This is a genomic window from Streptomyces sp. NPDC127097, from assembly GCF_042724075.1.
Taxonomy (GTDB): domain Bacteria; phylum Actinomycetota; class Actinomycetes; order Streptomycetales; family Streptomycetaceae; genus Streptomyces.
Map to the genome: position 1 here is coordinate 1 of NZ_JBHXFI010000086.1, position 23,635 is coordinate 23,635.

At 71.6% G+C, this 23,635-nt stretch carries 19 protein-coding genes and 1 pseudogene; 5 read left to right on the plus strand and 15 right to left on the minus strand.

All coding sequences use genetic code 11. From position 1 onward, the window contains the following. Positions 1-77: 77 nt before the first annotated feature. The 8 genes and pseudogenes from ACFWJW_RS35600 to ACFWJW_RS35635 form a co-directional block, all read right to left on the minus strand. Complete coding sequence (locus tag ACFWJW_RS35600; RefSeq protein ID WP_387249026.1) at positions 78-1,238, minus strand: alkaline phosphatase PhoX; 1,161 nt, start codon at positions 1,236-1,238, stop codon at positions 78-80. A gap of 308 nt (positions 1,239-1,546) precedes the next feature. After that, positions 1,547-2,968, minus strand: a complete 1,422-nt coding sequence (gene aspA / locus ACFWJW_RS35605; RefSeq protein WP_386686001.1) for an aspartate ammonia-lyase — start codon at positions 2,966-2,968, stop codon at positions 1,547-1,549. A gap of 80 nt (positions 2,969-3,048) precedes the next feature. Beyond that, the gene (locus ACFWJW_RS35610; protein ID WP_387249028.1) at positions 3,049-4,080 is read right to left on the minus strand and encodes an asparaginase; all 1,032 of its coding nucleotides are present in this window, start codon (positions 4,078-4,080) and stop codon (positions 3,049-3,051) included. A 2-nt stretch (positions 4,081-4,082) separates the two neighbouring features. Then, positions 4,083-5,649 (minus strand): annotated as a pseudogene (locus ACFWJW_RS35615) (amino acid permease). Continuing rightward, positions 5,646-6,383: a FadR/GntR family transcriptional regulator gene (locus ACFWJW_RS35620; RefSeq protein WP_387249030.1), complete on the minus strand. Its 738-nt coding sequence runs from the start codon at positions 6,381-6,383 to the stop codon at positions 5,646-5,648. The pseudogene ACFWJW_RS35615 and the gene ACFWJW_RS35620 overlap by 4 nt, the downstream one beginning before the upstream one ends. A 128-nt stretch (positions 6,384-6,511) precedes the next feature. Next, the gene (locus ACFWJW_RS35625; RefSeq protein WP_387249032.1) at positions 6,512-7,123 is read right to left on the minus strand and encodes a GNAT family N-acetyltransferase; all 612 of its coding nucleotides are present in this window, start codon (positions 7,121-7,123) and stop codon (positions 6,512-6,514) included. Between the two features lie 162 nt (positions 7,124-7,285). Beyond that, entirely contained in the window at positions 7,286-7,978 is a 693-nt protein-coding gene (locus tag ACFWJW_RS35630; protein WP_387249034.1) for a response regulator, read from the minus strand. After that, positions 7,975-9,726 (minus strand): ATP-binding protein, encoded by a 1,752-nt coding sequence (locus ACFWJW_RS35635; RefSeq protein WP_387249036.1) that lies wholly within the window; start codon positions 9,724-9,726, stop codon positions 7,975-7,977. Before ACFWJW_RS35635 ends, ACFWJW_RS35630 begins: the two co-directional genes overlap by 4 nt. Positions 9,727-9,953: 227 nt before the next feature. On the opposite strand from ACFWJW_RS35635, the gene ACFWJW_RS35640 reads away from it, so the two are divergent. The 3 genes from ACFWJW_RS35640 (at position 9,954) to ACFWJW_RS35650 (ending at position 12,748) form a co-directional block, all read left to right on the plus strand. After that, the gene (locus ACFWJW_RS35640) at positions 9,954-10,769 is read left to right on the plus strand and encodes an ABC transporter ATP-binding protein (RefSeq protein WP_387249038.1); all 816 of its coding nucleotides are present in this window, start codon (positions 9,954-9,956) and stop codon (positions 10,767-10,769) included. Then, on the plus strand, positions 10,759-11,631 hold the full coding sequence (locus tag ACFWJW_RS35645) for an ABC transporter permease (RefSeq protein ID WP_387249040.1): 873 nt from the start codon (positions 10,759-10,761) through the stop codon (positions 11,629-11,631). Before ACFWJW_RS35640 ends, ACFWJW_RS35645 begins: the two co-directional genes overlap by 11 nt. A 76-nt stretch (positions 11,632-11,707) precedes the next feature. Continuing rightward, positions 11,708-12,748 carry an ABC transporter substrate-binding protein gene (locus ACFWJW_RS35650; RefSeq protein ID WP_387249042.1) on the plus strand — a complete coding sequence of 347 codons (1,041 nt, stop codon included), beginning with the start codon at positions 11,708-11,710 and terminating at the stop codon, positions 12,746-12,748. A gap of 30 nt (positions 12,749-12,778) precedes the next feature. Here ACFWJW_RS35650 and ACFWJW_RS35655 read toward each other — a convergent pair whose 3' ends face one another. From ACFWJW_RS35655 to ACFWJW_RS35680, 6 genes are read right to left on the minus strand one after another with little or no spacing between them, the layout of a single operon-like run. Continuing rightward, on the minus strand, positions 12,779-13,843 hold the full coding sequence (locus ACFWJW_RS35655; RefSeq protein ID WP_387249044.1) for a trypsin-like serine peptidase: 1,065 nt from the start codon (positions 13,841-13,843) through the stop codon (positions 12,779-12,781). 9 nt (positions 13,844-13,852) lie between these two features. After that, positions 13,853-14,995, minus strand: coding sequence for a trypsin-like peptidase domain-containing protein (locus ACFWJW_RS35660; protein WP_387249046.1), 1,143 nt, complete (start codon positions 14,993-14,995; stop codon positions 13,853-13,855). Continuing rightward, entirely contained in the window at positions 14,992-18,009 is a 3,018-nt protein-coding gene (locus tag ACFWJW_RS35665; protein ID WP_387249048.1) for an ATP-binding protein, read from the minus strand. The genes ACFWJW_RS35660 and ACFWJW_RS35665 overlap by 4 nt, the downstream gene beginning before the upstream one ends. Beyond that, positions 17,990-19,117: a hypothetical protein gene (locus ACFWJW_RS35670; protein ID WP_387249050.1), complete on the minus strand. Its 1,128-nt coding sequence runs from the start codon at positions 19,115-19,117 to the stop codon at positions 17,990-17,992. Before ACFWJW_RS35670 ends, ACFWJW_RS35665 begins: the two co-directional genes overlap by 20 nt. 7 nt (positions 19,118-19,124) lie before the next feature. After that, entirely contained in the window at positions 19,125-20,060 is a 936-nt protein-coding gene (locus ACFWJW_RS35675) for a hypothetical protein (protein WP_387249052.1), read from the minus strand. Between the two features lie 17 nt (positions 20,061-20,077). Then, on the minus strand, positions 20,078-20,974 hold the full coding sequence (locus ACFWJW_RS35680; RefSeq protein WP_387249054.1) for a DNA/RNA non-specific endonuclease: 897 nt from the start codon (positions 20,972-20,974) through the stop codon (positions 20,078-20,080). A gap of 193 nt (positions 20,975-21,167) precedes the next feature. Here ACFWJW_RS35680 and ACFWJW_RS35685 point away from each other — a divergent pair, with 193 nt between their 5' ends. Next, positions 21,168-21,755, plus strand: a complete 588-nt coding sequence (locus ACFWJW_RS35685) for a caspase family protein (protein WP_387249056.1) — start codon at positions 21,168-21,170, stop codon at positions 21,753-21,755. Positions 21,756-21,916: 161 nt separating this feature from the next. Here the strand turns inward: ACFWJW_RS35685 and ACFWJW_RS35690 are convergent, their stop codons facing one another. Continuing rightward, a complete protein-coding gene (locus tag ACFWJW_RS35690) occupies positions 21,917-22,108 on the minus strand; it encodes a DUF6381 family protein (RefSeq protein ID WP_387249058.1) in 192 nt (63 codons plus the stop codon). A 427-nt stretch (positions 22,109-22,535) separates the two neighbouring features. Between ACFWJW_RS35690 and ACFWJW_RS35695 the strand changes: the two genes are divergently transcribed. Beyond that, positions 22,536-23,576 (plus strand): hypothetical protein, encoded by a 1,041-nt coding sequence (locus ACFWJW_RS35695; protein ID WP_387249060.1) that lies wholly within the window; start codon positions 22,536-22,538, stop codon positions 23,574-23,576. Positions 23,577-23,635 lie beyond the last annotated feature (59 nt).

Consider the following 23,635-nt stretch of genomic DNA (forward strand, 5'->3'; position numbering starts at 1 on the left):
TCGATGGGCCGGTGCGGCGGGCCGGGCCGCCGCACCGGCCGCGCCCCCCTGGCGCCTGGAGGCGGGTTTCGGGTGGGTCAGGTGCGGAAGGGGCCGGTGACCTCGTAGGTGATGCCGCCCGTGGAGCTGCCGCTCGTGCCGCGCTGGCTGGAGAAGTACAGCCGGGTGCCGCTGGGGGAGAAGGCCGGTCCGGTGATCTCCGAGCCGGACTGGCCGGTGATCCGCAGGAACGGCGCCACGATGTCGTCCGGGGTGATGATGCAGATCTCCATGTTGCCGCCGTCCTCGGCGACGAACAGGTCGCCGGAGGAGGATCCGGTGACGTTGTCGACGCCGGTCAGCGGGGCGGGGCCGGGGTTGACCAGGTTGTCGTCGTAGGTCAGCTCGTAGGTGCTGTTCGTCAGGTTGAGCTGCCAGACGCGGTTGTCGCCCTTGGTGGTGAACCAGACGGTGTCGCCGGCGTAGTGGCAGCCCTCACCGCCGTTGAACCGCTTGGCCCCGGAGACCTGGTTGCGGGTCGTGGTGGGCGAGCCGTCCGGGTCGGGCACGGTCGCCCAGGTGAAGGATCCGGACGTGCCGGTGCCGGCGACCAGCACCTGAAGGGTGCCGGAGGACAGGTTGCCCCAGGTGGTCGGAACGAACCGGTAGAAGCAGCCGTCGGTTTCGTCCTCGGTCAGGTAGATCACCTGGCGCCCGGGGTCGGCAGCGGCCGCCTCGTGCTTGAACCTGCCCATGGCGGCGCGGCGGGTGGCGGCGTTCACCCCCCACGGGTCGGTCTCGTAGACGTAGCCGAGGGAGACCTCTTCGCAGGAGAGCCAGGTGTTCCACGGGGTGGCGCCGCCCGCGCAGTTCTGCCGGGTGTTGGACAGGATGCGGTAGGCGCCGGTGATGGTGCCCGAGGAGTTGAACTTGACGGCGCTCGCGCCGCCGCTGGGGTTGATCTCTGAGTTGGAGACGTAGATCCAGCCCGCGCCGTCGGCGAAGCAGGCGCCGCCGTCGGGGGCGTTGTGCCAGGTGTAGGAGGTGCCGGAGACGGCCTGGCCGGAGCGGGCGATGACCCGGCTGCTGAAGCCGCTGGGCAGCTGGATGCCGTTGGCGTCGGCGGCGCCCAGCGCGCCGTACGGGCCGGGGCCGTTCTGGGCCGGAGCTGCGTAGGCGGCGCCGTGCAGGAGAGTGCCGCCGAAGGTGACGGCCGAGGTGCCGATGACGGCTCCGCGCAGGAAGGTACGACGTTCCACCTTTACTCCTTCGTCAAACCACAGGAAAAAATGGCGAGTTGCGTGCCTTGCAGACTGGTCATCGGGGAGAACCTAGAGCCGCCGCACCCGGCCGATCAGGCCCCGATACGTGAACTCTTCCGGGCCGACCGGTGGGTAGGTTTTGCGCCGAATCATCAGGCGCGCCATCAAATGAACGACCGGCAAACCCTCCGGACCACGTTGCCTTGGCACCACACGTCAACGGGCCGGGCGGGTGTCCCGAAGGGGGACGCCCGCCCGGCCCGTGCGGACCTGCCCGGTCCGGGGTGCCGCGGTGCGGCGAGGGCTCAGACCGTGCTCAAGTCGCCGCCGGTACCGGCTATTTCCTCCGGGCGCAGCAGTGCCGCGAGCCGGTCGGCCGGGAGCAGTCCCTGTTCCAGGACGAGTTCGGCGACGCCGCGTCCGGTGGCGAGTGCCTCCTTGGCGATCGCGGTGGCGGCGGTGTAGCCGATGTGCGGGTTGAGGGCGGTGACCAGGCCGATGGAGTTCTGCACGCTGGCCCGGAGGGTCTCGGTGTTGGCGGTGATGCCCGCCACGCAGCGCTCGGCGAGGGTGCGGCAGGCCGCCCCCAGATGGGTGATGCTCTCCGAGAGGGAGTGCAGGATGACCGGCTCGAAGGCGTTGAGCTGGAGCTGGCCCGCCTCGGCCGCCATGGTGATGGTGACGTCGTTGCCGATGACCTCGAAGGCGACCTGGTTGACGACCTCGGGGATGACCGGGTTGACCTTGCCGGGCATGATGCTCGAACCGGCCTGCACCGGCGGCAGATTGATCTCCGCGAGCCCGGCACGCGGGCCGGAGGACAGCAGCCGCAGATCGTTGCAGCTCTTGGAGAGCTTGACGGCGATGCGCTTGAGGACGCCGGAGAGATGGACGAACGCGCCGCAGTCCTGGGTGGCTTCGACGAGGTTGGCGGCGGTGACCAGGGGCAGACCGGTGAGGGCGGCCAGATGGGTGCGGGCCGCCTCGGCGTAGCCCTTGGGGGCGTTGAGGCCGGTGCCGATGGCGGTGGCGCCGAGGTTGATCTCGTGGATGAGCAGGACCGCCTCCGCCAGCCGGCTCTGGTCCTCCTCCAGCATCACCGCGTACGCCGAGAACTCCTGGCCCAGGGTCATCGGCACCGCGTCCTGGAGCTGGGTGCGCCCCATCTTGAGGATGTCGCGGAACTCCTCGGCCTTGGCCGCGAAGGCCGTGCGCAGGACGGCCATCGAGTCGAGCAGTTCCCGGACGGCGATGATCGTGGCGACGTTGACGGCCGTCGGGTAGACGTCGTTCGTCGACTGGCTCAGATTGACGTGCTCGTTGGGGTGCAGATGGCGGTAGTCGCCCTTGTCATGGCCCAGGATCTCCAGCGCCCGGTTGGCGATCACCTCGTTGGCGTTCATGTTCGTCGAGGTCCCGGCACCGCCCTGGATGACATCGACGACGAACTGGTCGTGCAGCTGCCCGCCGGACCGGATCTCCCGGCAGGCCGCGGCGATCGCGTCGGCCCGCTCGGTGTCGAGCAGTCCGAGGTCCTCGTTGGCCCGGGCCGCGGCCTCCTTGACGGCGGCGAGCGCGTTGATCAGGTGCGGGTAGGTGGCGATCGGCGTACCGGTGATCGGGAAGTTCTCCACGGCGCGCAGGGTGTGCACGCCCCAGTACGCCTCGGCGGGTATCTCCCGGTCGCCGAGCAGATCGTGTTCGCGGCGGTGGCCGGCGGAAGTCATGGTGCAGCGGGTCCTTTGTGAGGTGGAGCGGAGGGGGAGGAGGCCGGGCGGGGGAGCCCGGGAAGAGAAATGATGGAGCGTCAGGTCGCCTGCGGAACAAGGGTGTTCGTCGCCCGCAGGGCCCCGACCGGGGCGCCGCCCCCGATGACGGGTGCGGTGGCGAACGGGGCGAGGAGGCCGGGTTCGATACCGCAGTGCGTCAGGGCCGCCGCCGTCACCGGCATCCGGGCGCGGTCACCGCCGTCGGCGATCTTCACGCCGACCGCCCGCCCGTCCGGCAGGGCCGCGATCTGCACGCCCTCGAAGCCGTCCTTGGCGAGCAGTCCGGGCACCGCCCGCACCAGCCGGGCGACGTCCCGCCGGCTGCCGGACACCATCTCCGGGTGCGTGCGCATGGCGTGGGCGACCCGGCCCTCCTCGGTGCCGGGGGCGGCCGTCGCCAGCCGGGCGGCGGCCCGGGTCAGCCCGTGGAGGGAGACGGAGAACAGCGGGGCGCCGCAGCCGTCGACCGTGACCCGGGCGATGCCCTGGCCGGTGAGGTCTTCGACCGTCGCGGCGAGTTCCCGCTGCAACGGGTGGCCGGGATCGAGGTAGCCGTCCAGGTCCCAGCCCCGGGTGCGGCAGGTCAGCAGCATGGCGGCGTGCTTGCCCGAGCAGTTCTGCGCGAGCCGGGTGGGCCCCAGACCGCGCCGGATCCACTCGTCGCGTACGGCGGGGGCGTACGGCAGATCGGGGACGTTGCGCAGCTCGTCCTCGGTCAGCTCGCCGGCGGCCAGGATGTCCCGGGCCGTGGCCAGATGCCGGTCCTCGCCGGAGTGGCTGGCCGCCACCAGGGCCAGCGACGGATCGTCCAGCGGCGGCAGGCCCGCGCGCAGCAGGCCGGCCGCCTGGACGGGCTTGAGTGCCGAGCGCGGGTAGAACGCGGCCTCGATGTCGCCCGCCTGGAATGCCACGCTCCCGTCGGCCGCCAGCACCACGACGGAGCCGTGGTGGACGCCCTCGACGATGCCTCCGCGCACCACATGGGCGACGGGGACATGGGCCGGTTCGCGGACCGCGGGCGGGGCGCCCGCGGTGCGGTGCGGCGGCAGGGGGGTGGTGCTCTGACTCATGATCAGTTCTCGGTGCTTTCGGTGCCGTGGGGGTGGTCCGTGCCGTGGGGGTTTTCGGTTCGCTGAGCGGGGGGTGTGGTGTCCGGATGTGCGTCGCGCGCCCGTGCCGCCGCGGCTTCTTGGAGGGTGCCGACCCGGCCCCGTACCAGGAACCAGCCGCCGACCAGCGCGGCCACGATCAGCGGCAGCGACAGCACGGTGGTGCGGCCGGCTCCGCCGTCGGCCCACATCAGCACCAGGACGCCTGCCAGGAAGGCCAGCGTCACGCACTCGGTCCACGGGGAGCCGGTAGCTGGGGCGGGTGAGCTCCCCGGCGCGCGTCTTCCGCCAGAAGAGCAGATGGCAGAGCATGATCATCGCCCAGGTGCTGAGGATGCCGATCGCCGCGAAGTTCAGCACGATCTCGAACGCCTCGGTCGGCACGACGTAGTTGAGGCCCACGCCCAGCACGCAGATCCCCGAGGTGAGCAGGATGCCGCCGTACGGGACCTGGCTGCGGCTCATCACGCCGGTGAACCGCGGCGCGGAGCCGGACATCGCCATCGAGCGCAGGATGCGCCCGGTGGAGTAGAGGCCGGAATTGAGGCTGGACATCGCAGCGGTGAGCACGACGAGGTTCATCACGCCGCCCGCGGCCGGTATCCCGATCTTGGACAGCACGGTGACGAAGGGGCTCTCCCCGGCCGAGTACGCGCTCCAGGGCAGCAGCATCGCCAGCAGCACCACCGAGCCGACGTAGAAGACGGCCACCCGCCACATGATGGAGTTGATCGCCTTCGGCATGACCTTCTCCGGCTCCGCGGTCTCACCCGCCGTGACACCGACCAGCTCGACCGACGCATAGGCGAACACCACACCCTGGATGACCAGCAGCATCGCCAGGGTCCCGGTCGGGAAGATGCCGCCGTGGTCGGTGACCAGCGAGGGGCCGGGGGAGTGGCCGCCGACCGGGTGCTGGGTGACCAGCAGGAAGATGCCGATCAGCATGAAGACGACCAGCGCACCGACCTTGACGATCGCGAACCAGAATTCCAGCTCGCCGAAGATCTTCACGGAGATCAGGTTCACGGTCAGCACGACCGCGAGCGCGATCAGCGCGATCACCCACTGCGGTATGTCGGAGAACATGCCCCAGTAGTGCGTATAGGTCGCCACCGCCGTGATGTCGGCGATTCCGGTGGTCGCCCAGTTCAGGAAGTACATCCAGCCCGCGACGAACGCGCCCTTCTCGCCGAGGAACTCCCGGGCGTAGGACACGAACGCACCCGAGGACGGCCGGTGCAGCACCAGCTCACCCAGCGCGCGCACCACGAGGAAGGCGAACAGACCGCAGAGCGCGTACGCCACCGCCAGCGACGGTCCGGCACTGGCGAGCCGGCCGCCGGCGCCGAGGAACAGCCCGGTGCCGATGGCCCCGCCGATCGCGATCATGTTGATGTGCCGGGACTTCAGGGACTTCTGGTAGCCGGCGTCACCGGCGTCCACATGCCCGCCCGCCTGCCGATGCGCTTCCTGCGAGGCGCTCTGTTGTTGCTGCCGTTCCGCCTGCCGGAGGGATTGCTCGCTCACGCGTGATCCTCGTCTTCCGTGGAGGGGTCCGTGCGGTGCTGCGACCGCACGATGGTGGTCAGCGTCGTCTCGACGCGGGCGAGGTGGTGCGCCATGGCTTCCACCGCGTCGTGCTCGGAGCGGTCGACGAGTGCCTCGACGATCGCCCGGTGTTCCCGGTTCGACTGCTCGCGCCGGCCGCCGAGCTCATTGAGGAAGGCCGACTGGCGGGCCAGCGCATCGCGGATCTCCTCGATGACCCGGCGGAAGACCGGATTGCCGGCCGCCTGGGCGATGGCGAGATGGAAGAGGCTGTCCATCGCCACCCAGGCGGTGGTGTCGGTCTCCTGCTCCATCCGCTCCAGCAGATGGTTCAGCTGATCGAGGTCCTCCGTCGTGTGGCGCACCGCCGCGTAACCGGCCACCGGGATCTCGACATGGCGACGGACCTCCAGCAGGTCGCTCGCCGCGTAGTCGCCGAAGGTCGGGTCCGCCACGGCACCGGCGGAGACGACGAAGGTGCCCTTGCCGGTGCGCGAGACCGTCAGCCCCATGGTCTGGAGCGCCCGCAGCGCCTCGCGGAGCACGGGTCGGCTCACTTCCAGCCGCCGGCAGAGCTCCGCCTCGGAGGGGAGCTTGTCCCCGACCGCGTACTCGCCCCGCTCGATGGCGCCGCGCAGATGGTTCAGGACCGCTTCCATCGCGCTGATCCGTCGGGGCATCTCGCCAGCTGTCTGGCTGTCTGACAGGTTCACCCCGGGATCGTCGATTCCAGCCGGGGGAGCTGTCAAGGGGTGCGGCGCAGATCATCCCCGGATCCGGGCCCGGACCCGGGGTCCCGCGCCGCTCCCGCCCGCTTTCGTTCCGCTCCGTGCCGCATCCGCTACTGCGGGTGCGGCCATTCCTCGTCGGGCCGTCCGCCGCCGCGGAAGTCCAGCATGTAGAAGACCTTGTCGTAGCGGCGGCCGCCCATCGCCACGAAGTCGGGCAGCCGGCCGTACTCACGGAAGCCGAGTGACCGGTAGAGGGTCAGTGCCCTGGTGTTGTCGGCCCGGGCGTCCAGGGTGAGGACCTCGATCCCCGCGTCCCGGGCGTCCTCGACCAGGGCGCTGGTCAGCGACCGGCCGAGGCCCTGGCCATGGGCCTCGGAGGCCACCGCGATCTTCTCCAGATCCGCATGCTGCCGATTGGTCGGCCGGGCATAGCGCAGCCAGTACCCCAGCCCGACCAGCCGCGGGCCCGCGTACGCCGCCCGCAGCGCCCCCTCCCCGGTGTGTGCGGCACGCAGGGCACGGTCGACCAGCTCCGCCACCTCGCCCCGTCCGGGCGGGTCGGCCCAGCCGAGCGGTGCGCCGCCGCTGACCAGGTCCGCCAGGATCCGGTGGGCCGCCTCGGCGAAGTCCGTCGCCCGGTCCGCGTCGGCGGCCAGCTGGAGGGCGTCCAGGATCTCGGGCTCGGGCTCGGGGTCCGTTCCGTGGGCTGTCGTTGCATTCATGATCGGCAGCCTAGGGGGCGGCCGGCGCCCGCTGCCATGGAGCGGCGGAGGGAGCAACTCCGCCTGCGGCCAAGGGGTATGGGAGCCCCAGGGGAGCCGGCCGGGCCTCGCGAGCGCCGGCGGTGCGGCGACCGCGGGAGGGCGCGCGCCGGACCGGGGCGGTCAGTGGGTGCCGGCCCAGCGGTAGCGGTGTTCGGGGCGCCCGGTGTCCCCGTATTTCAGGGTGAGGATGATGTGGCCGCTGCGTTCGAGGTGCTTCAGATAGCGCTGGGCGGTGGAGCGGCTGACGCCGGCGCGGGCGGCGACCTCGTGGGCGGACAGCGGGTCCCCGGACGTGCTCAGGACCCGGCGGATCAGGTTGACGGTCGCGGCCGAGTGGCCCTTGGGGAGCTCGGTGTGCGGGGAGTCGGTGGTCCGGAAGGCGCCGAAGATCCGGTCCACCTGTTCCTGGCCGGCGTCGCCGCGGCCACCCAGTCCCGCGACGGTCCGGCGGAGCGCCGCGTAGCCGTCGAGCTTGGCGCGCAGCCCGGAGAAGCCGAACGGCTTGACGAGATATTGCAGCGCCCCGGAGCGCATCGCGTCCTGGACCGTACCGACGTCCCGGGCCGCCGTCACCATGATCACGTCGGTGCGGTGGCCGAGCTGCCGCAGCCGGCGGACCAGGCTCAGGCCCGTCTCGTCGGGCAGATAGTGGTCGAGCAGCACCAGATCGACATGGCTGCGCTCCAGCGTGGCCAGCGCCTGGGCGGCGGTGTGTGCGCGGCCGGTGACCCGGAAGCCGGACACCTGGGACACATACGCGGCATTGATCTCGGCGACGTGGAAGTCATCGTCCACGACCAGGACATCGATCATCGTGAGGTTCCGCTCCCCAAGGGTCTTCGCTTCCCTGACTCCAGTCGTTCCGGCCGCTCCATCCGCTCCGGTCGCTCCGGCCGCTCCGGTCGCCGGGGCGCGCCCCGCACCGAGGCGTCCTCCGGGGCGAGGGCCTCGGGCAGGACGACGGTGAAGACCGCACCGCCGCCCGCGCGGGCGGTCACCCTGGCCATCCCGCCATAGCGTTCGGCGAGCCGGCGCACCAGCGCCAGGCCGATGCCCCGGCCGCGGTGGAAGGCCACCGCGCCCGCGGGCGCGCCCTCCCCGGGGACGGGCCGGGCGGCCTTGGTGGACCAGCCCTCGGCGAAGATCCGCTCCCGTAGCTCCGGCGGCACCCCCGGCCCGGTGTCCGAGACCCGCAGTACGGCGGTGCTGCGCTCGGCCCGCAGCTCCACCTCGACGAACGGCTCGGCGCAGCGGCGCCCCGCGGCGGCGTCCAGCGCGTTGTCGAGGAGATTGCCCAGCACCGTCACCAGGTCGCGCGGGTCGACCACGGTGTCGGGCAGCAGCGTCGACGGTGACACCCGCAGGGACACCCCGCGTTCGGCCGCGATCGCCGCCTTGCCGACGAGCAGCGCGGACAGCAGCGGATCCGCCACCCGCTCCGCGATCTGTTCCGCGGACGCCCGCTGCGCACTGGCCACTTCGGTGACGAACTCCACCGCGGTGTCGTACCGCCCGAGTTCCAGCAGCCCGCGCACGGTGTGCAACTGATTGGCGTGCTCGTGGTCCTGGGCCCGCAAGGCGTCCAACAGCCCCTGGGTGCTGTCCAGTTCACGGCCCAGCAACTCCAGCTCGGTACGGTCCCGCAGCGTCACCACCGCCCCGCCGTCCTGGGTCGGCATACGGTTGGCGACCAGCACCCGGCCGCCGCTGACGGCCAGCAGATCCGGGCCGGCCACCCGCCCGGCCAGCACCTCGGTCGTCCGGCCCGGCGGCAGCACCTCCTCCAGCGCCCGGCCGGCGGCCCGGGCGTCCAGCCCCAGCAGCCGTCCGGCTTCGTCATTGACCAGCCGGATCCGGCCGCGCCGGTCGACGGCGACCACGCCCTCACGGATGCCGTGCAGCATCGCCTCGCGCTCTTCGAGCAGGGCGGAGATATCGGCGAACGCCACCCCGTGCGTACGGCGGCGCAGCCGGCGGGAGAGCACGAGGGCGGCCAGCAACCCGACGGCCAGCGCGGCGCCCGCGTACCGCAGCAGCCCGGGGATGGTGCCGAGCAGCCGTTCCCGGACGCTGTCGTAGGCGATCCCGACCGACACGGCGCCGACGATCCGGCCGCGGCCGTCGCGCAGCGGCACCTTGGCGCGGGCCGAACGCCCCAGCGTGCCGGTGTCGATCTGCCGCACCTGCCGTCCGGCGAGGGTGCGGCTCGGGTCGGTGGAGACATGCCGGCCGATCTCGGCGGGGTGGGTGTGCGACCAGCGCACTCCGCGGGTGTCCATCACCACGATGTACAGCGCGCCGGTCGCGGTACGGATCCGCTCCGCGTCGGCCTGCACCGGCCCGTGGGCGTCCGGCGGGGTGGCGACCAGCTCCCGGGCGAGGTCCGGGTCGGCGGCGGTGGTCTGGGCGATGGACAGGGCCCGGCGCATCGCCTGGTCGTCCAGCTCGGCGCCGAGCGGGGCGAGGAAGAGACTGGTGGCGAGCACCATGACCCCGGTGGTCAGGGCCACTTGCGCGGTCAGTACCTGCGCGAAGACCCGTCGGGGCCGGCGGATCCGCATGGGCTCTCCCTTGTCTCCGGCCCTCCGCACCCTTGCGGAACCGAATCTTCCGTTGTCTTGTGTGGTGCCGGCACCGTAAGCCGTGCGTGAGCACGTGTGTACCCCCTGGTAGCCCCTTAGTGGTTCTAGCGTGAGCAAAATGAGCACAACAGGGTTTGCGCGCAGAAAGGCGGCTTGCGCCCACAAGGCTGCCGTTGCGGCCCGTATCGCTCCTAGCCTCGCGGGCCATGAGCAGCCACACGAGCCCCGCGATCGAACTGCGGGGTACGAGCAAGGCATTCCGGACGCCCTCGGGGGCGCTGCACACCGCCGTCCGGGATCTGGATCTGGTCGTCGGGCGCGGTGAGTTCGTCGCGGTCGTCGGGCCCACCGGGTGCGGCAAGTCCACCACGCTGACGCTGGTCAGCGGCCTGGAGGAGCCCACGGAAGGCGAGGTGCTGGTCGGCGGTGAGCCGGTCCGCGGCATCGGGGACAAGATCGGGTTCGTCTTCCAGCAGGACGCCGTCTTCCCCTGGCGGACCGTGCTGTCGAACGTGATGGCCGGCCCCCGCTTCCGCGGCGTACCGAAGGCCGAGGCCCGGCACCGGGCGCGGGACTGGCTGGCCCGGGTCGGGCTCGCCGCCTTCGAGGACCGCTATCCGCACCAGCTGTCCGGCGGGCAGCGCAAACGGGTCGCCCTCGCCGCGACCTTCGTCAACGACCCGGAACTCCTGCTCATGGACGAGCCGTTCTCCGCGCTCGACGTCCAGACCCGGGCGCTGATGTCGGACGAACTCCTGGAGCTGTGGTCGGGGACCGGGGCCTCCGTCGTCTTCGTCACCCACGACCTGGAGGAATCCATCGCCCTCGCCGACAAGGTCGTGGTCATGACCGCCGGTCCGGCGACCGTGAAGGAGGTTTTCGAGATCGGTCTGCCGCGCCCCCGGAAGGTCGAATCGATCCGGCTGGAGCCGAGGTTCATCGAGATCTACCGGGAGATCTGGTCCTCGCTCGGCGAAGAGGTCCGGATCACCCGCGAGAGGGGTGCCGCAGATGCCGCCTGAGACCGTCGCCCCGGCCAAGTCCCCGGCCGGCGCGGGCCGTACGGACCGTTCCCGGGCCAGGGAACGGGCCGCCCGCCGGCACACCTTCCTGGTCCACGGCACCCGGGTGCTGCTGCTCGTCGGGCTGCTCGGGCTGTGGGAGTGGCTGGCCCGGGCCGCCGTCATCGATCCGTTCAACTTCTCGATGCCCTCGAAGATCTGGGACCAGATGAGTCAGTGGGCGCTGCACGGCACCCCGCAGGGCTCGCTGTGGGAGCAGATCTGGTACACGCTCTACGAGGCGCTGCTCGGCTGGGTGATCGGTGTCATCGGCGGTGTGGTGCTGGGGATCGCGCTCGGCCGGATCCGCTTCCTCGCGGATGTGCTCGGCCCGTACATCAAGGTGCTCAACGCCCTCCCGCGGATCGTCCTCGCCCCCATCTTCCTCATCTGGTTCGGCCTCGGTCCGGCCTCCAAGGTCGCCTCCGCCGTCGTCCTCGTCTTCTTCCCGGTGTTCTTCAACGCCTTTCAGGGCGCACGGGAGGTCGACCGCAACCTGGTCGCCAACTCCCGGATCCTCGGCGCGAGCAACCGCCAGGTCACCCTGCACGTGGTGATCCCCTCCGCCACCTCGTGGATCTTCACCAGCCTGCACGTCAGCTTCGGCTTCGCGCTGATCGGCGCGATCGTCGGCGAGTACATCGGCGCGACCAAGGGCCTGGGCCTGCTGGTCTCGGCGTCCCAGGGCACCTTCAACGCGGCCGGGGTGTACGCCGCGATGGTGATCCTCGCGGTGGTCGCGCTGCTCGCCGAAGGGCTGCTGGCCTTCGTCGAACGGCGGCTCTTCCGCTGGAAGCCCGCCGATACCGCGGGCGGCCGCTGAACCCGTACGGCCGACCCGGCGGGTGACCGCTGAGCCGAACCCACCCACCCGTTCCCACCTCACAAGGACGTGACCCATGCGTACCGCACAGAAGTTCCCGGTCGCCCTGGCCGCCGCCGGCCTCGCCCTGACCACCCTCACCGCCTGCGGTGGCGGCACGTCCGGGGCCGCCGCCTCGGACGACGCGAACGGCAAGATCAAGATCATGGTGGGCGGCCTCGACAAGGTCATCTATCTGCCCGCCAGACTCACCCAGCAGCTCGGCTATTTCGAGGACGAAGGAGTCCACGTCACCCTGCTCACCGAACCGGCCGGGGTGCAGGCCACCACCTCGCTGGTCTCCGGCGACGTCCAGGGCGTCGTCGGCTTCTACGACCACACCCTCGATCTTCAGGTCAAGGGCAAGCAGGTCGAATCGGTGGTACAGCTCGCGCACGCCCCCGGCGAGGTCGAGGTGGTCTCGAACAAGGCGGCCGGCGAGCTCACTTCGCCCAAGGACTTCAAGGGCAAGAAGCTGGGTGTCACCGGCCTCGGCTCCTCCACCGACTTCCTGACCAAATACCTCGCGGTGAAGAACGGTGTGCGGACGAACGAGTTCACCCCGGTCGCGGTCGGCGCCGGCCAGACCTTCCTCTCCGCCCTCCAGCAGGGCTCCATCCAGGGCGGGATGACCACGGACCCGACGGTCGCACAGATCGTGGACAAGAATCTCGGCAAGGTCCTGCTCGACATGCGCACCCCCGAGGGCTCGCAGAAGGCGCTCGGCGGCCCCTACCCGTCGTCCAGTCTCTACATGAACACCGACTGGGTGAACAGCCACAAGGAGACCGTGCACAAGCTCGCCAACGCCTTGGTGAAGACCCTCAAGTGGATGTCCACGCACACCCCTGAGCAGATCGCCGCGAAGATGCCCGCCGACTACGCCCAGGGCGGCAAGAAGCTCTACGCCCAGGCGATCAAGGACACCCTGCCGATGTTCACCGAGGACGGCGTGATGCCGGCCGACGGGCCCGCGACCGTCGAGCGCGTGCTGAAGGCGTTCAACCCCAACCTCAAGAACGCCACGGTGGATCTGAAGAAGACCTACACCACCGAGTTCGTCAAGAAGTCGGGCTGACCGGGGTGCACGCGGACAACCCGCGGCGGCTCAGACGAAGTTGATGTCCGCCCGGCTCAGCAGCGGATCCTCCACCAGCTGCCACAGCGGCACGGCGAAGTTGCCGAAGCCGTAGCGGCCGCCGAAATGCAGGCCCAGGACCCGGTGGTCGGTGAGGTCGATGACGGGGGAGCCGCTGTTGCCGCCGAGCGTGGAACAGTCGTGCTTGATGACGTTCTGGCCCGGCACCAGCTCCGTGGCGGTGCCGGGCTGAAGCCGCTTGACGTTGTAGATGTCCATGAAGATCCGGCGCATCGACTCCGGCTCGTTGCGCCGGCCGTCGTACGCCGGATAGCCGACGCAGTACACCGGACGTCCGGGCAGATCGGCGGGCGCGTCCGCGGCCACGGCCAGCGGTGCGGGCAGCGGCCCGCCACCGGCCGGCGGCGCGACCCGCAGCAGGGCCAGGTCCACGTCCTCATGGATGCCCAGCACCTCGACGACGTCATAGGCGGGGCAGCCGCCCGCCGCGTCCCCGCCGTACTCCTCACCCATGTCGAGACGGGCGCTGATGCCCTGCTGAAAGGTCCAGCCGGTGCCGTCGCCGCGCGCGAACTCCGCCGCCACATGACGGTTCGTCAGCACCACGTCCGGGCCGACCAGGAACGCCGTACCCAGCCAGTCCAGGCTCAGATGCCCGGACAGCTCGACCCGGCCCACCCGCGCGAGCGACTCCCGGATCGCCGCCCGATGGCCGTCCAGCACCGCCCAGTCACCCCGCTGCGGCGCGAAGTCATGGTTCTGGACGAGGATGGCGGGGCGGCCTTCGAGCAGCACGATGGCTTCCATGCCGAAGGACTCGTCGTCGTCGATCTCGTCCGCCCGCCCCTCGGCGAGCTTCTCCAGGCCGCTGACGCCCGCCGACAGCACCCGGGCCCGCTCCTGCTGGGCGAACTGCCCGATCTGCCCGGCGGGCAGCTCCTCGGCCGGCAGCTCCTCCAGGGCTTCCGGGATCTCCCCGGTCAGCCCGTCCTGGACCCGCGCCGCGACCTCCCGCAGGTCCGAGAAGACCTGCTCGGGACCGGCCGCCACCGGTGATCTGCGCCGACTGTGCATCTCGCCTCCTCAGCCGCGCTGGGCGGCCTGTTGCGCCGTCTCGATCTCGGCATGGAGACCGGGGCTGCTGGTCTGTAGATGCCGCATGATGCTGCGCATCTGGGTGCCGACGTTGACGAAGGCCGTCGTCCTGCCCTGGAACTGCACGTTCTCCACCCGCCGGGTCCCCCGGTGGAGCGCCACCACCCGCCAGTCGTCCGTGAAGACCGGCGACCCCGAGGACCCGCCCCGGGTGTCGGTGAAGTAGCGGACATCGGTCTCGTCCGCCTCATAGACCAGGTTGTTGCGCAGCGCGACCCGCTTCGGCTGCCCACCGGGGTGCTGGATGATGTTGACGGCCACATAGTCGCCGCCGGTGACCCGCAGCGGTTCCGCCGCCAGCTTCAGCACCGGCCGCGCGGGCTCGGCGGCCAGCCGCAGCACCGCGTAGTCCAGCTCCGCGTCCGCGGCGACGAGTTCACTGACGGTGGCCTCCTCCGTCTCCACCTCATCGGTGTCGAAGTCGAACCGGGCGAGGGTGTGCCGGGCCTGGAGGTCCAGATCCCCGGCGTCGGCGAGCGGCCGCCCCGACCCGGTCCCGGCCCTGGCGTTGACCACATGGTGGTTGGTGACCAGCAGATCCGGAGCGATCAGCCACCCCGTACCGGAGTGCGGGAAACCGTTCGGCTGGAGCGGAGCGCCCCCTTGGTACGGCGGCACCTTGAGCCGGGCCACCGCGCCGCCCGCCAGCTCACCGCCGCGGAGGAAGCCGATCGGCACCGTGTCGTCCCGGTGGACGATCTGTTCCTTGATCTCGACAGTGGGGGAGGGCAGTCCGGCCAGCACATCCGGCTCACCGCCCGCCTTCCGTGCCACATCGTCCAGGGCCTTCTGGAAGACGGTGAGCGGGGTGGCCTCGGTGGTCTCGGCGACGGCGTTGCGCAGCCAGATCTCCAGCGGCACCGAGCCGTCCACCAGCCGCTCCACCCGGTTCATCTCGTTCAGGTCGGAGTGCGCCTGCCGGCCGGGCGCCGGATGCAGCGGCAGCGTGCTGCGATAGCGGGGCATGATGCCGTCGAGCAGCAGCGGCCGGACGGTGGGGTCGGCCAGCCCGGTCTCCACCGCGGCGTCCAGCACCTGGCGGATCTCGTCCGGCGAGAGATAGGCGGTCATCGTTCCTCGGGCCCCGCGGGGCCGCTCCCTTCGTCCTGGGGACGGTCCCCGTGCTCCGGCCCGGAGGCCGGGTGGCCCGCCGTACGGGCACCGGTGCCCGCGCCCATGGCCGCGGCCACCCCGGCGACGATCTCCCCGCTCTTGTCGCGTACGGCCAGCAGCCGCCGGGCGAGCGTGTCGAGGGTGCCGCGGTCCCGGGCCAGCCGCAGGATCCCGGTGATGCCGGTCGGCGCGCCGCCGGCCGGCTCCCGGGACGGTCCCGCGGCCTCGTCCAGGATCTCCATCACCCGGCCCAGCAGCGCCGGTTGCCGGCTGGTCGCGCGGCGCATCGCCGCGCCCAGCGTGTCCAGCGTCTCGTCGTCGGCCGGCAGCCCCACCACCTCCAGCGCATGGTCGAGCGCGCCCGGGGCCCGGTCGTAGACCTGTGAGGCGACCGCGCGCACCAGCACCGGCCGGTCGGCGAGCACGGCATCGGGCAACTGCCGCAGCCGCTCGGCGAGTTCCCGGTCCGCCTCCGGGTCGGCGCCGTCGGCGCCCGCCGTCAGCCGGGCACGGGCCAGCAGTGCGCCCATCGCTTCGAGATCCTGCCCCAGACCCACCGCGACGTCCTCCGCCATCCGCAGCGCACCGTCCGCGCTCGCCAGGTCGCCGGCCTCCTCCGAGAGCCGGGCGGAGAGCAGCAGCAGCTCCAGCCGGCGGTCCCCGCAGCCCGCGCGCTCCGCCGCGTCGATGGCGTCCGCCGTGGCCCGGCGGGCCTCGTCCTGCCGGCCGAGCCGGTTGAGGGCCTCGGCGAGCAGCGCGTGCAGGGGGCTGCACGGTGTCCAGGGCTGTCGTCGGCCGAGCCGGTCGAAGGCCGCCTGGGCGTAGCCCTGCGCGAGCAGATCCTCCACCTCGCGGGCCGCGATCCGTTCCCAGTCCTCCTGGTCGGCGCCCGCGGCGACCTGATCGGGGGTGCCGCCGCCGAGCCGGGCAGTCAGCAGGCCCGCAGCCCTCGGCGTCATGTCCTGCTGCGCCCCGGCCAGGAACCGTTCGACGCCCGGCAGCCACCGTTCCTCCACCGAGCGCGGGTTCTCGTCGAGCCGCAGCCGGTGGTAGATCTCCTCGGCCCGGGCCTCCAGGCCGTCGCGCGCGGCGTAGTGCTCGACCGCGCGCCGTTCGACCTCGCGCATCACGGCGGTGCGGTCGCCGCCCGGCAGCCGCAGCATGATGGCGCGGACATCGCTGCGGTAGCGCACGGCGTCCGGGCGCGCCGGTTCGACCATGTCCAGCCGGCTGAACGCCTCGAAGAGCGCACGGGCTTCGTCCGCCGACGCCACGTCCAGTCCACAGGGCTCGGCGAGCACCTCCTTGATGATCTCCGGGGTGATGACCCGGAGCACCAGCCCGGGGTGGGCGAGCCGGCGGACGCCCTCATCGCCGATGTGGCTGAGGATGCGGTCGTAGAGGATTCCCTGGACCAGCAGCTGGTCGACCCGGCGGAAGACCTGATGACGGCGTTCGGGCAGGCTGCGGATCAGTTCGCAGGTCCGCTCGGCCTCGGCGCCCGCGAGGGTGGCGGCGCGGGCGGCCAGTTTCAGACTGAGCGGATGCCCGCCGACCCGGTCCGCCAGCGCCCCTGCCACCTCCGGGTCCTTGACCCCGCTGGACGTCAGCAGGCCGACGGCCGCCTCCGGATCGAGCTCACCGAGTTCGATGTCGAGCGACTCGACGGTCTTCGCCGGATGCTCGACCGGCGCCCTCCCGGAGACGATGAGCCGCATCCGCGGATACATGCTCTGGAACGAGAGATAGATCGCCACCATCCGGCCCACCACCGGCGATCCGCGGTACTGCGCCTCCTCGAACGAGTCGACGACCAGCGCGAACGGCGGGTCCTCCGGATGCTCCCCGTCCTTCCGCTCCGCCACCGCCCGCCGCAGCACCTCGGCGACCCGGCGGATCAGATCCGTCTCCCGTCCCGCGGCCAGCGACTGGAACTCCTGCGAGGAGCGGCGCCCCAGCACGGCCCGGGTGGTGGCGAGTTCATGCAGCTGGCTCACCCGCTCCTGCCCCTCCCGCTGGCTGCGGGCCGCCTCCTGGCACTCGTGCGCCAGCGCGTCCAGCTCGGCGCGGTGGGCGGGGAACTGGATGCCGAGCTGCCGGGCCACCTCGGCGATCAGCGTGAGCGGTTCCTGGATGGAGAGGGTGGGCCGCTCGAAGTCGATATAGGCGAACGGGAAGCAGCCGGCCGGGTCGTGGAGGGTGTCGAGCACGAACTTGGCGAGGAGGGTGGTCTTGCCCATCCCGCCGGGCCCGTGCACGACCAGCGGAGGGACCGGCACCGGATGCTGCGGCGCCCCGTCCGGCCGCGCGCCGGCCGCCGAGGGCCCGCCGGACGGGGCGACATACTCCCGCAGCTCCGCGAGTTCGCGGGTACGCCCCTGGAACGGCGACCGTACGAGGCGCTTCAGGGGATCGAGCAGCCTGGCGCGCTCCAGGGTGAGCTGGAGCTCCGCGAGGTCCGGCAGCCCGGTCGTGCCCGGGACCCGCGAGAGCCACAGCACCGCCTGGAGGGCATCGGCCAGCTCGTCGGTGGTCAGCCGGTCCGTCGCCGGCGGATGGCCGGAGAGATAGGCCAGCGCGAAGCGTTCCGGGCCGGGTTCGCCGGGGAGCTGGTCGAGATGGCACTCCAGGAGGTGCCGGGCGGCCGCGGGCCCGGCCAGCCCCTGGAGCGTCCGGTCCCTGACATCGGACTTGAGGGACCACCCGGCCTGGTCCTGCATCCCCAGGGTCGTGCAGTCGTCGACCAGTTCCAGGACCGCGCCCCCGGTGGCGTCCTCCTCGCCGGGCAGCCGGAGCCGCTGGGGATCGAAGCGGCTCAGCAGACAGACCGCCTCCCGGTAGGCGCGTCGGGCGTCGGAGACCTCCTGGGTCCGCTCCTCGCCCGGGTGCAGCTCCGCGCGCAGGCGGGCGACGAACAACTCCCGTGCCGCGGCGGGGTCCAGCGGGCGGCGGTCAGAGGGACTGGTAGACACGGATGGCTCCCTCCGCCGCCGTGCAGAGCTTGCGCATATAGCCTTCGCGGTCCGCCCCGTTCGCCCCGGTGGCCTGGAGCACCTCGTGCACGGCCGCGTCCACGAGCGTGGCGATGGCGGACTCCTGGAGCTGTCCCGTACCGAGCATCTCCGGTGGCGACTCACGGAAAGCCTGGTCGAAGAAGGCGCGCAGATCGTCGGGTTCGGTGATCCGCGCGGTGTCCCAGACCAGATTTCCCCGCAGGTCGTAGGGGAGTTGGCGCATCGAGCGCCCGTATCCGAGGAGCACCAGCCGGGGCGCCTGGTCGCCGTGGACGGCGGTGTGCTCGTAGATGGCCATGCCGAGTTGTCCGATGAAGTCCCACACATCGGAGCTGGGGTCGAGCTTGTCGCATTCGTCGAGGACCAGCCAGAGCCGCTCGTCGACGGCGGTGGCCCGGCCGGCCACCCAGTGCGCGGCCTCGTCGATCGACGGCAGCGGGTCGTTGAGTTCCGTGGGATTCAGCGGTGCGGCGCTCTCCTGCGGATCGGCGACGAAGTCGGCCAGCCGCCGTACGACCTTGGCGGCGGTGGCCGTGTGCGACAGGGTGACGCGCACCGGACGGAATCCCGCGTGCTGTCCGATATGGCGGAGAAAGTTGTAGGTGTACGACCTGCCGCTGCCCGGCTCCCCGTCGACCAGCAGAATGAACTTATAGGGGTCCGCGACGAACCGGCGCAGGGTCTCCCGCAGGTCCTGGCGGTCGATGAACGCCTCGGCGCCGTTCTTCAGGACGCAGGTACGGAAGTTGTCCCGGGCGGCGTGGGCCCGGAAGTCCTCCCGCAGCCGGGCCAGGAATTCCTGCGCCTTCACGATGTCCGGAAGCACGGCCAGCCGGTCGATGGTGGTGAGGGCCTCGACCAGCCGCAGCTGCCGCTGGATGTCCGTACGGGACTGGTGCACCAGGGTGCGGGCGTTGTCCGAGCTGACCTGCGTCAGCCGCAGCCCGCCGATGAACTCCGGCGGAAAGCCGTACTGGGCGAGCTGGGTGTGCGGATCGGTGGTGTCCAGCAGGTAGTTCCGCGCCCACGTGGTGACCAGGTCCCACTCCGTTTCGGTCAACGGCATACCGCACCTACCCGGTACCGTCGAAGATCCGCTGAACCGGTGCCCTGACCTCGCGCTGCGACAGATATTCGCTGATGCCGTGGTGATTGCCGCTGTCATTCGTGACCAGGAGATCGGTGACCCGTTCCTGCGGGGCGTACTCCGGCCGCAAGGTGTGGTCGAGGGCCACCAGATCCCGCAGGTCCGAGGCGTTGCGCCAGGCCGCGACCCCGGGCGGGACCGCCGGCGGCCGGGCCAGATGGTCCTGCACCTCGGTGATCGCCAGCGGCGATCCGACGGTGACCAGCAGCTCCACCTCCCGCCCCTGCTCCATCAGCACCTCGTAGGCGATGATCGTGCCCAGGCTGTGGCCGACCACCACCAGCGGGCCGCCGTCCACCTCCGCCAGCGTCTCCTTGACGACCTCACGCAGCGCCGGCCCCGCCCCGCCGAAGAAGTAGGCGTGCACGTCCTTGAAGGCGTGCTTGACCAGCAGCCGGAACACCGCCGCACGGCCGGACCGGGGCATCGGCAGCGCTTCCAGCGGCAGCTCCGCACCGGGCTCCTCGGGCTCGCCGGCCCGTGCCAGCGTGTCCGCGAGATACGTCATGCTCCGCAGCCAGTCGACCAGCGCGCTCTCATCGGCCCCGGCCCGCCCCTCCAGCGCGATCTCCCCGGCTTCGAGCCGCGCTTCCCCCAGCGTGCGCGCCACGAAGTCCTCCGGCGGCTCCGTCGCGGTCCGGTCCACGGCGGCCGGCAGCTCCTCGATCAGCTCCGTACGGCCGTCCAGCGGATCCGGCCGCAAGTCGGGGAGCGGCTCCGGGTAGCGCACCGGGGCCCAGTACGCCATCCGCGACGCCTCGGCCATGTCCCGGCCGAACAGCGCGGTGTCCCATTGGGACTTGAGCAGTTCCGCGCGGACCTTGTTCCCGTTCCCGTGGACATAGACGACCCTGGGTCGCATCGCTCGCGCCTCCCGCCTCAGCCGCGCCGCAGCACGATGTCGTCGTACGACGCGAGCCGCTTCCAGCGCTCGGCCGGGGCCCGGGTGACGGGCATCAGATCGACGTCGGGCAGCGGCCCGAGGTCCAGCGAGGTCAGTTCGGCGACATCCCTCACCGGCACCTGGAACGTCCGGAACGCCCCCAGTGGCGGCGGCGCGCCCGCCTGCGCCCCGGCCAGCGCCCGCTCCGCGTCCCGGGTCAGATCGGGGCTCTGGTCGAGGACGTACCCGGTCGCCGCCAGCGCACCGTCCTGGAGGAACGCCGCCACCTTCCAGAAGCGCAGCGGCACTTGAACGCCCCGGTACGGCGGGTCGGAGTCGTGCAGTACGGGCCCGCTCAGCACGGCGAGCTTGCGGTCGAAGTCGGCGGCGTGGTCGAGCAGATGGTTCTCCAGCCCCTGCCACAGCTTCTTGCCCTGGTTGAAGACGTCCGCCTGCGGGGCCGCGTTCGTGTAGTGAAAGGTGTCCTCGTTGGCCTGGTTCGCCTCCGCGGCCGCACCCCACACGGGGTCGAGCCGGCGCACCAGATGCCCCTTGTCCAGCGAGTTGTCACGGTAGACGTCATTGCCCGTCTGGTGGGCCTTGTCCAGCCGCGGATCGAACTGCCAGCTGCTCTCCCGCGGCACATGATCCAGCAGACGCTCACCATCGATACAGACCGCGGTGGCCACCGCCATCCGCCGGTCCGGCCGCAGCACCACGGTGAAGTGGGTGTAGGGCAGCACCACCGTCGCCACCTCGGGACGGCTGGGCAGCGGCAGTGGTACCGGAACCCCGAGGAAGTGCTCGTCATAGCCCGCACGGTCCGCCAGCGGCGGCCGGGAGGTGGTCCCGGCCGCCGCGCCGGCGGCCCGTGGGGAGTCTGAGGGGATCATGGGATTAGCGCTTCCCGGTGGTGCGGACCGCCGATCGGTGCCCACCTCGAAGCCACTCGAACAGCCGGGCGTACCGGCGCCGCTCCGGCCGCGGCGGGCCCGTTCAGGCGGTTGGGCGCGGCGCCGGGTTCGGACGCCGACGGGCCGCGGAACGCATCCAGGCGTCACCCGCACCGCGCGCCAAGGAGTTCCCATGGCCACCGGCCTCTCCCTCCACGTCGGACTCAACCAGGTCGATGCCGCCACATACGACGGCTGGGACGGTGCACTCGTCGCCTGCGAGAACGATGCGCGCGATATGGCCCGGCCGGCCGGCGAGGCCGGATTCGAGGCGACCACCCTGAGCGGTACCGGAATCGAGGTGCGCGAGGTCCTCAGCGCCGAGGCCATGGAGGAGCAGTTCCAGACCCGCGACCCCCGGCGGATCGAGCACACCGCACGGCTGATGCCGGTCGTGCGGCAGCACGAGATCTATCAGCGGGACAAAGAGTTCTTCCAGGAGCTCCAGCGCGATCTCGCCGCGCACAAGAGCCGTGCGACGGAGGCGGACGCCCTGCTCATCTCTGCCTGCCAGGACAATCAGCCGGCCTCCGACGGCGAGGTCAACGGAAAATTCACCGCCACGCTGCTCGACATCTGGAACGGCGGGGCGTTCCGCGGCGGCTACCGCGCCTTCCACCGCGACATCGTGCGCAATGTGCCGCCCACCCAGAGCCCCAACTTCTACGTCTCCGGACGCCCCGGCGACGCCTTTATGGAGCAGCGGCCCTTCACGGTGTGAGGGGACACGGCGGACGGGAGACGGAGGCCGGGGGGCGGCGGGTCGGGAGACGGCGGGTCGGGAGAGGCTGACGGAAGACGGCGGACGGGACGCGCTCCGGGGGCGCGTCCTGTCCGCCGTCTCTGAGTGTGCTTCCGCCCTCGGGCGAGCACGCGCGGCCTTCAGTCGGCGGGGTAGATGTCTCCGCTGGCCATACCGCTTTCCTGCTCGCTCTGGGATTCAAGCCGGCGCGCCTTCTCCCGGAGCCGCTTCTGCTCCTCCGGGTCACCGGCCCGCTCCGCGGCCGCCTGGAGTTCCTGGGCCTTGTCACGCATCTGCTGGATTCGTGCGCGTGATTCTCCTGATGCGCTCATGATCTGTCCTTGAACGGTGTATGGAGAGCTGCACTTCCAGCTAATCAGGGTCGACGGCCCTTGGCACTCGGAAGTCACGCTCCGTACGGGCGGGTATCCGGCCGTAATTCCCGGAGCGGAACAGCCCCTGCTCATGCCATGTCCGGGCGTGTCCGGAGCGGCAGCGAATCCGGCCGGGACATGACCGCCGACCGCGGCGCGCCCGGGTATATCGGCGTGTCTCCACCGGATGGCCTTCCTGAATGGCGAGAACGACCCGTAGGGACGTTGGCTGAAGCACAGCACGCTCACAGTCCGCCGAGTGTCAGCGCTTCTGGTGTTTGACGCTCCCCTCGTTCAGTGGAGTCCCTCCATGTCATCCGAACCAGCTCTTTGTGGGGGCGACGCCGAACTGTCCTCGACAGAACCCGGCGAGCACTTTCCGCCCATGCCCCCTGAGAAAAACTCGGCCCGCACCCTTCTGTGGGAGGCAGTCACCCAGCGGCCCTTGGAGGAAGTCGCCGCCCTTGTGGAACGGCTCAAGCGCAGTGGCGACGTTCCCAACCCCGGCGACGAAGCCCTGCGCATGGCGGTCGTTTCCCGGCCGGTGAGCGAGGTCGCCGCGCTCTTCGACATGCTCAAGGCCACCCCGCACACCGCGGAATCGAGCCGTGACGCCCTGCGCGCGGTGGCCACCGACAGATCCGTGGAGGAGGTCGCCCAGCTGATCGAGCTGTTCGACCGGGACGGCGGCCCCGACGTCCCCGGCCTCGTCGAGCAGTTCCCGCCCGGCCCCGGCGGCCCCGGCGGCCCCGGTGGCTTCGGCGGGCCGGGCGGCCCCGGTGGCTTTGGCGGCCCCGGTGACCCCCTCGAACCGGAGCGCACCGCGTCCATGCACGTCCTCGACCCCGACGTGCGCCCCCTGGGCCGCGACGGCCAGCCGCTGTACGGCGCGCCGAGCGAACCCCCGATGAACCAGCCGCCCAGCCGTCCCCCGTGGGCCCAGCGGTCCGCCGGCACCATGCCGCAGGGCGGGCCGCGCTGGGCGCACTCGGACGAGGAGCCCCGCCAGCCGGGCTATGCGATGCCCGGCGTCCTGCGGTCCGTGCTGCGCTGGCCCGCGGCCCTGGCGCTGGCGCTGTGCGGGCTGAGCCATCTGCCGGTGCACTCGACGCACCTCCAGGGCGCCCAGGCGACCGCCGGGCTCTCGATGGCCATCGCCATCGTCTACCTGCTGCTGGCCGGCTGGCTGGCGGTGCACGACACCGCCCTGGTCTGGACGGTGAGTGCCGCCGCGGCGATGATCATCATCGCGCTGCACGCCCTGTCCCGGGCCGGGGTCTTCGCCCCACTGGGCAGCGGGCTGGGCGACACCGGCATGTGGCCCGAACTGCTCGCGGTGGGGCTGGCGATCGTCAGCGCCGGGCTCGCGGGTGCGGCGCTGCTCTACCGCCCGCGCCGTATGGGCGCGGCCGCCGCCGGCGTGTGACCGCCGACCGCACACGGCCGCTCAGGGCGCGGGCCGGGACCCTCACACGGGTCCCGGCC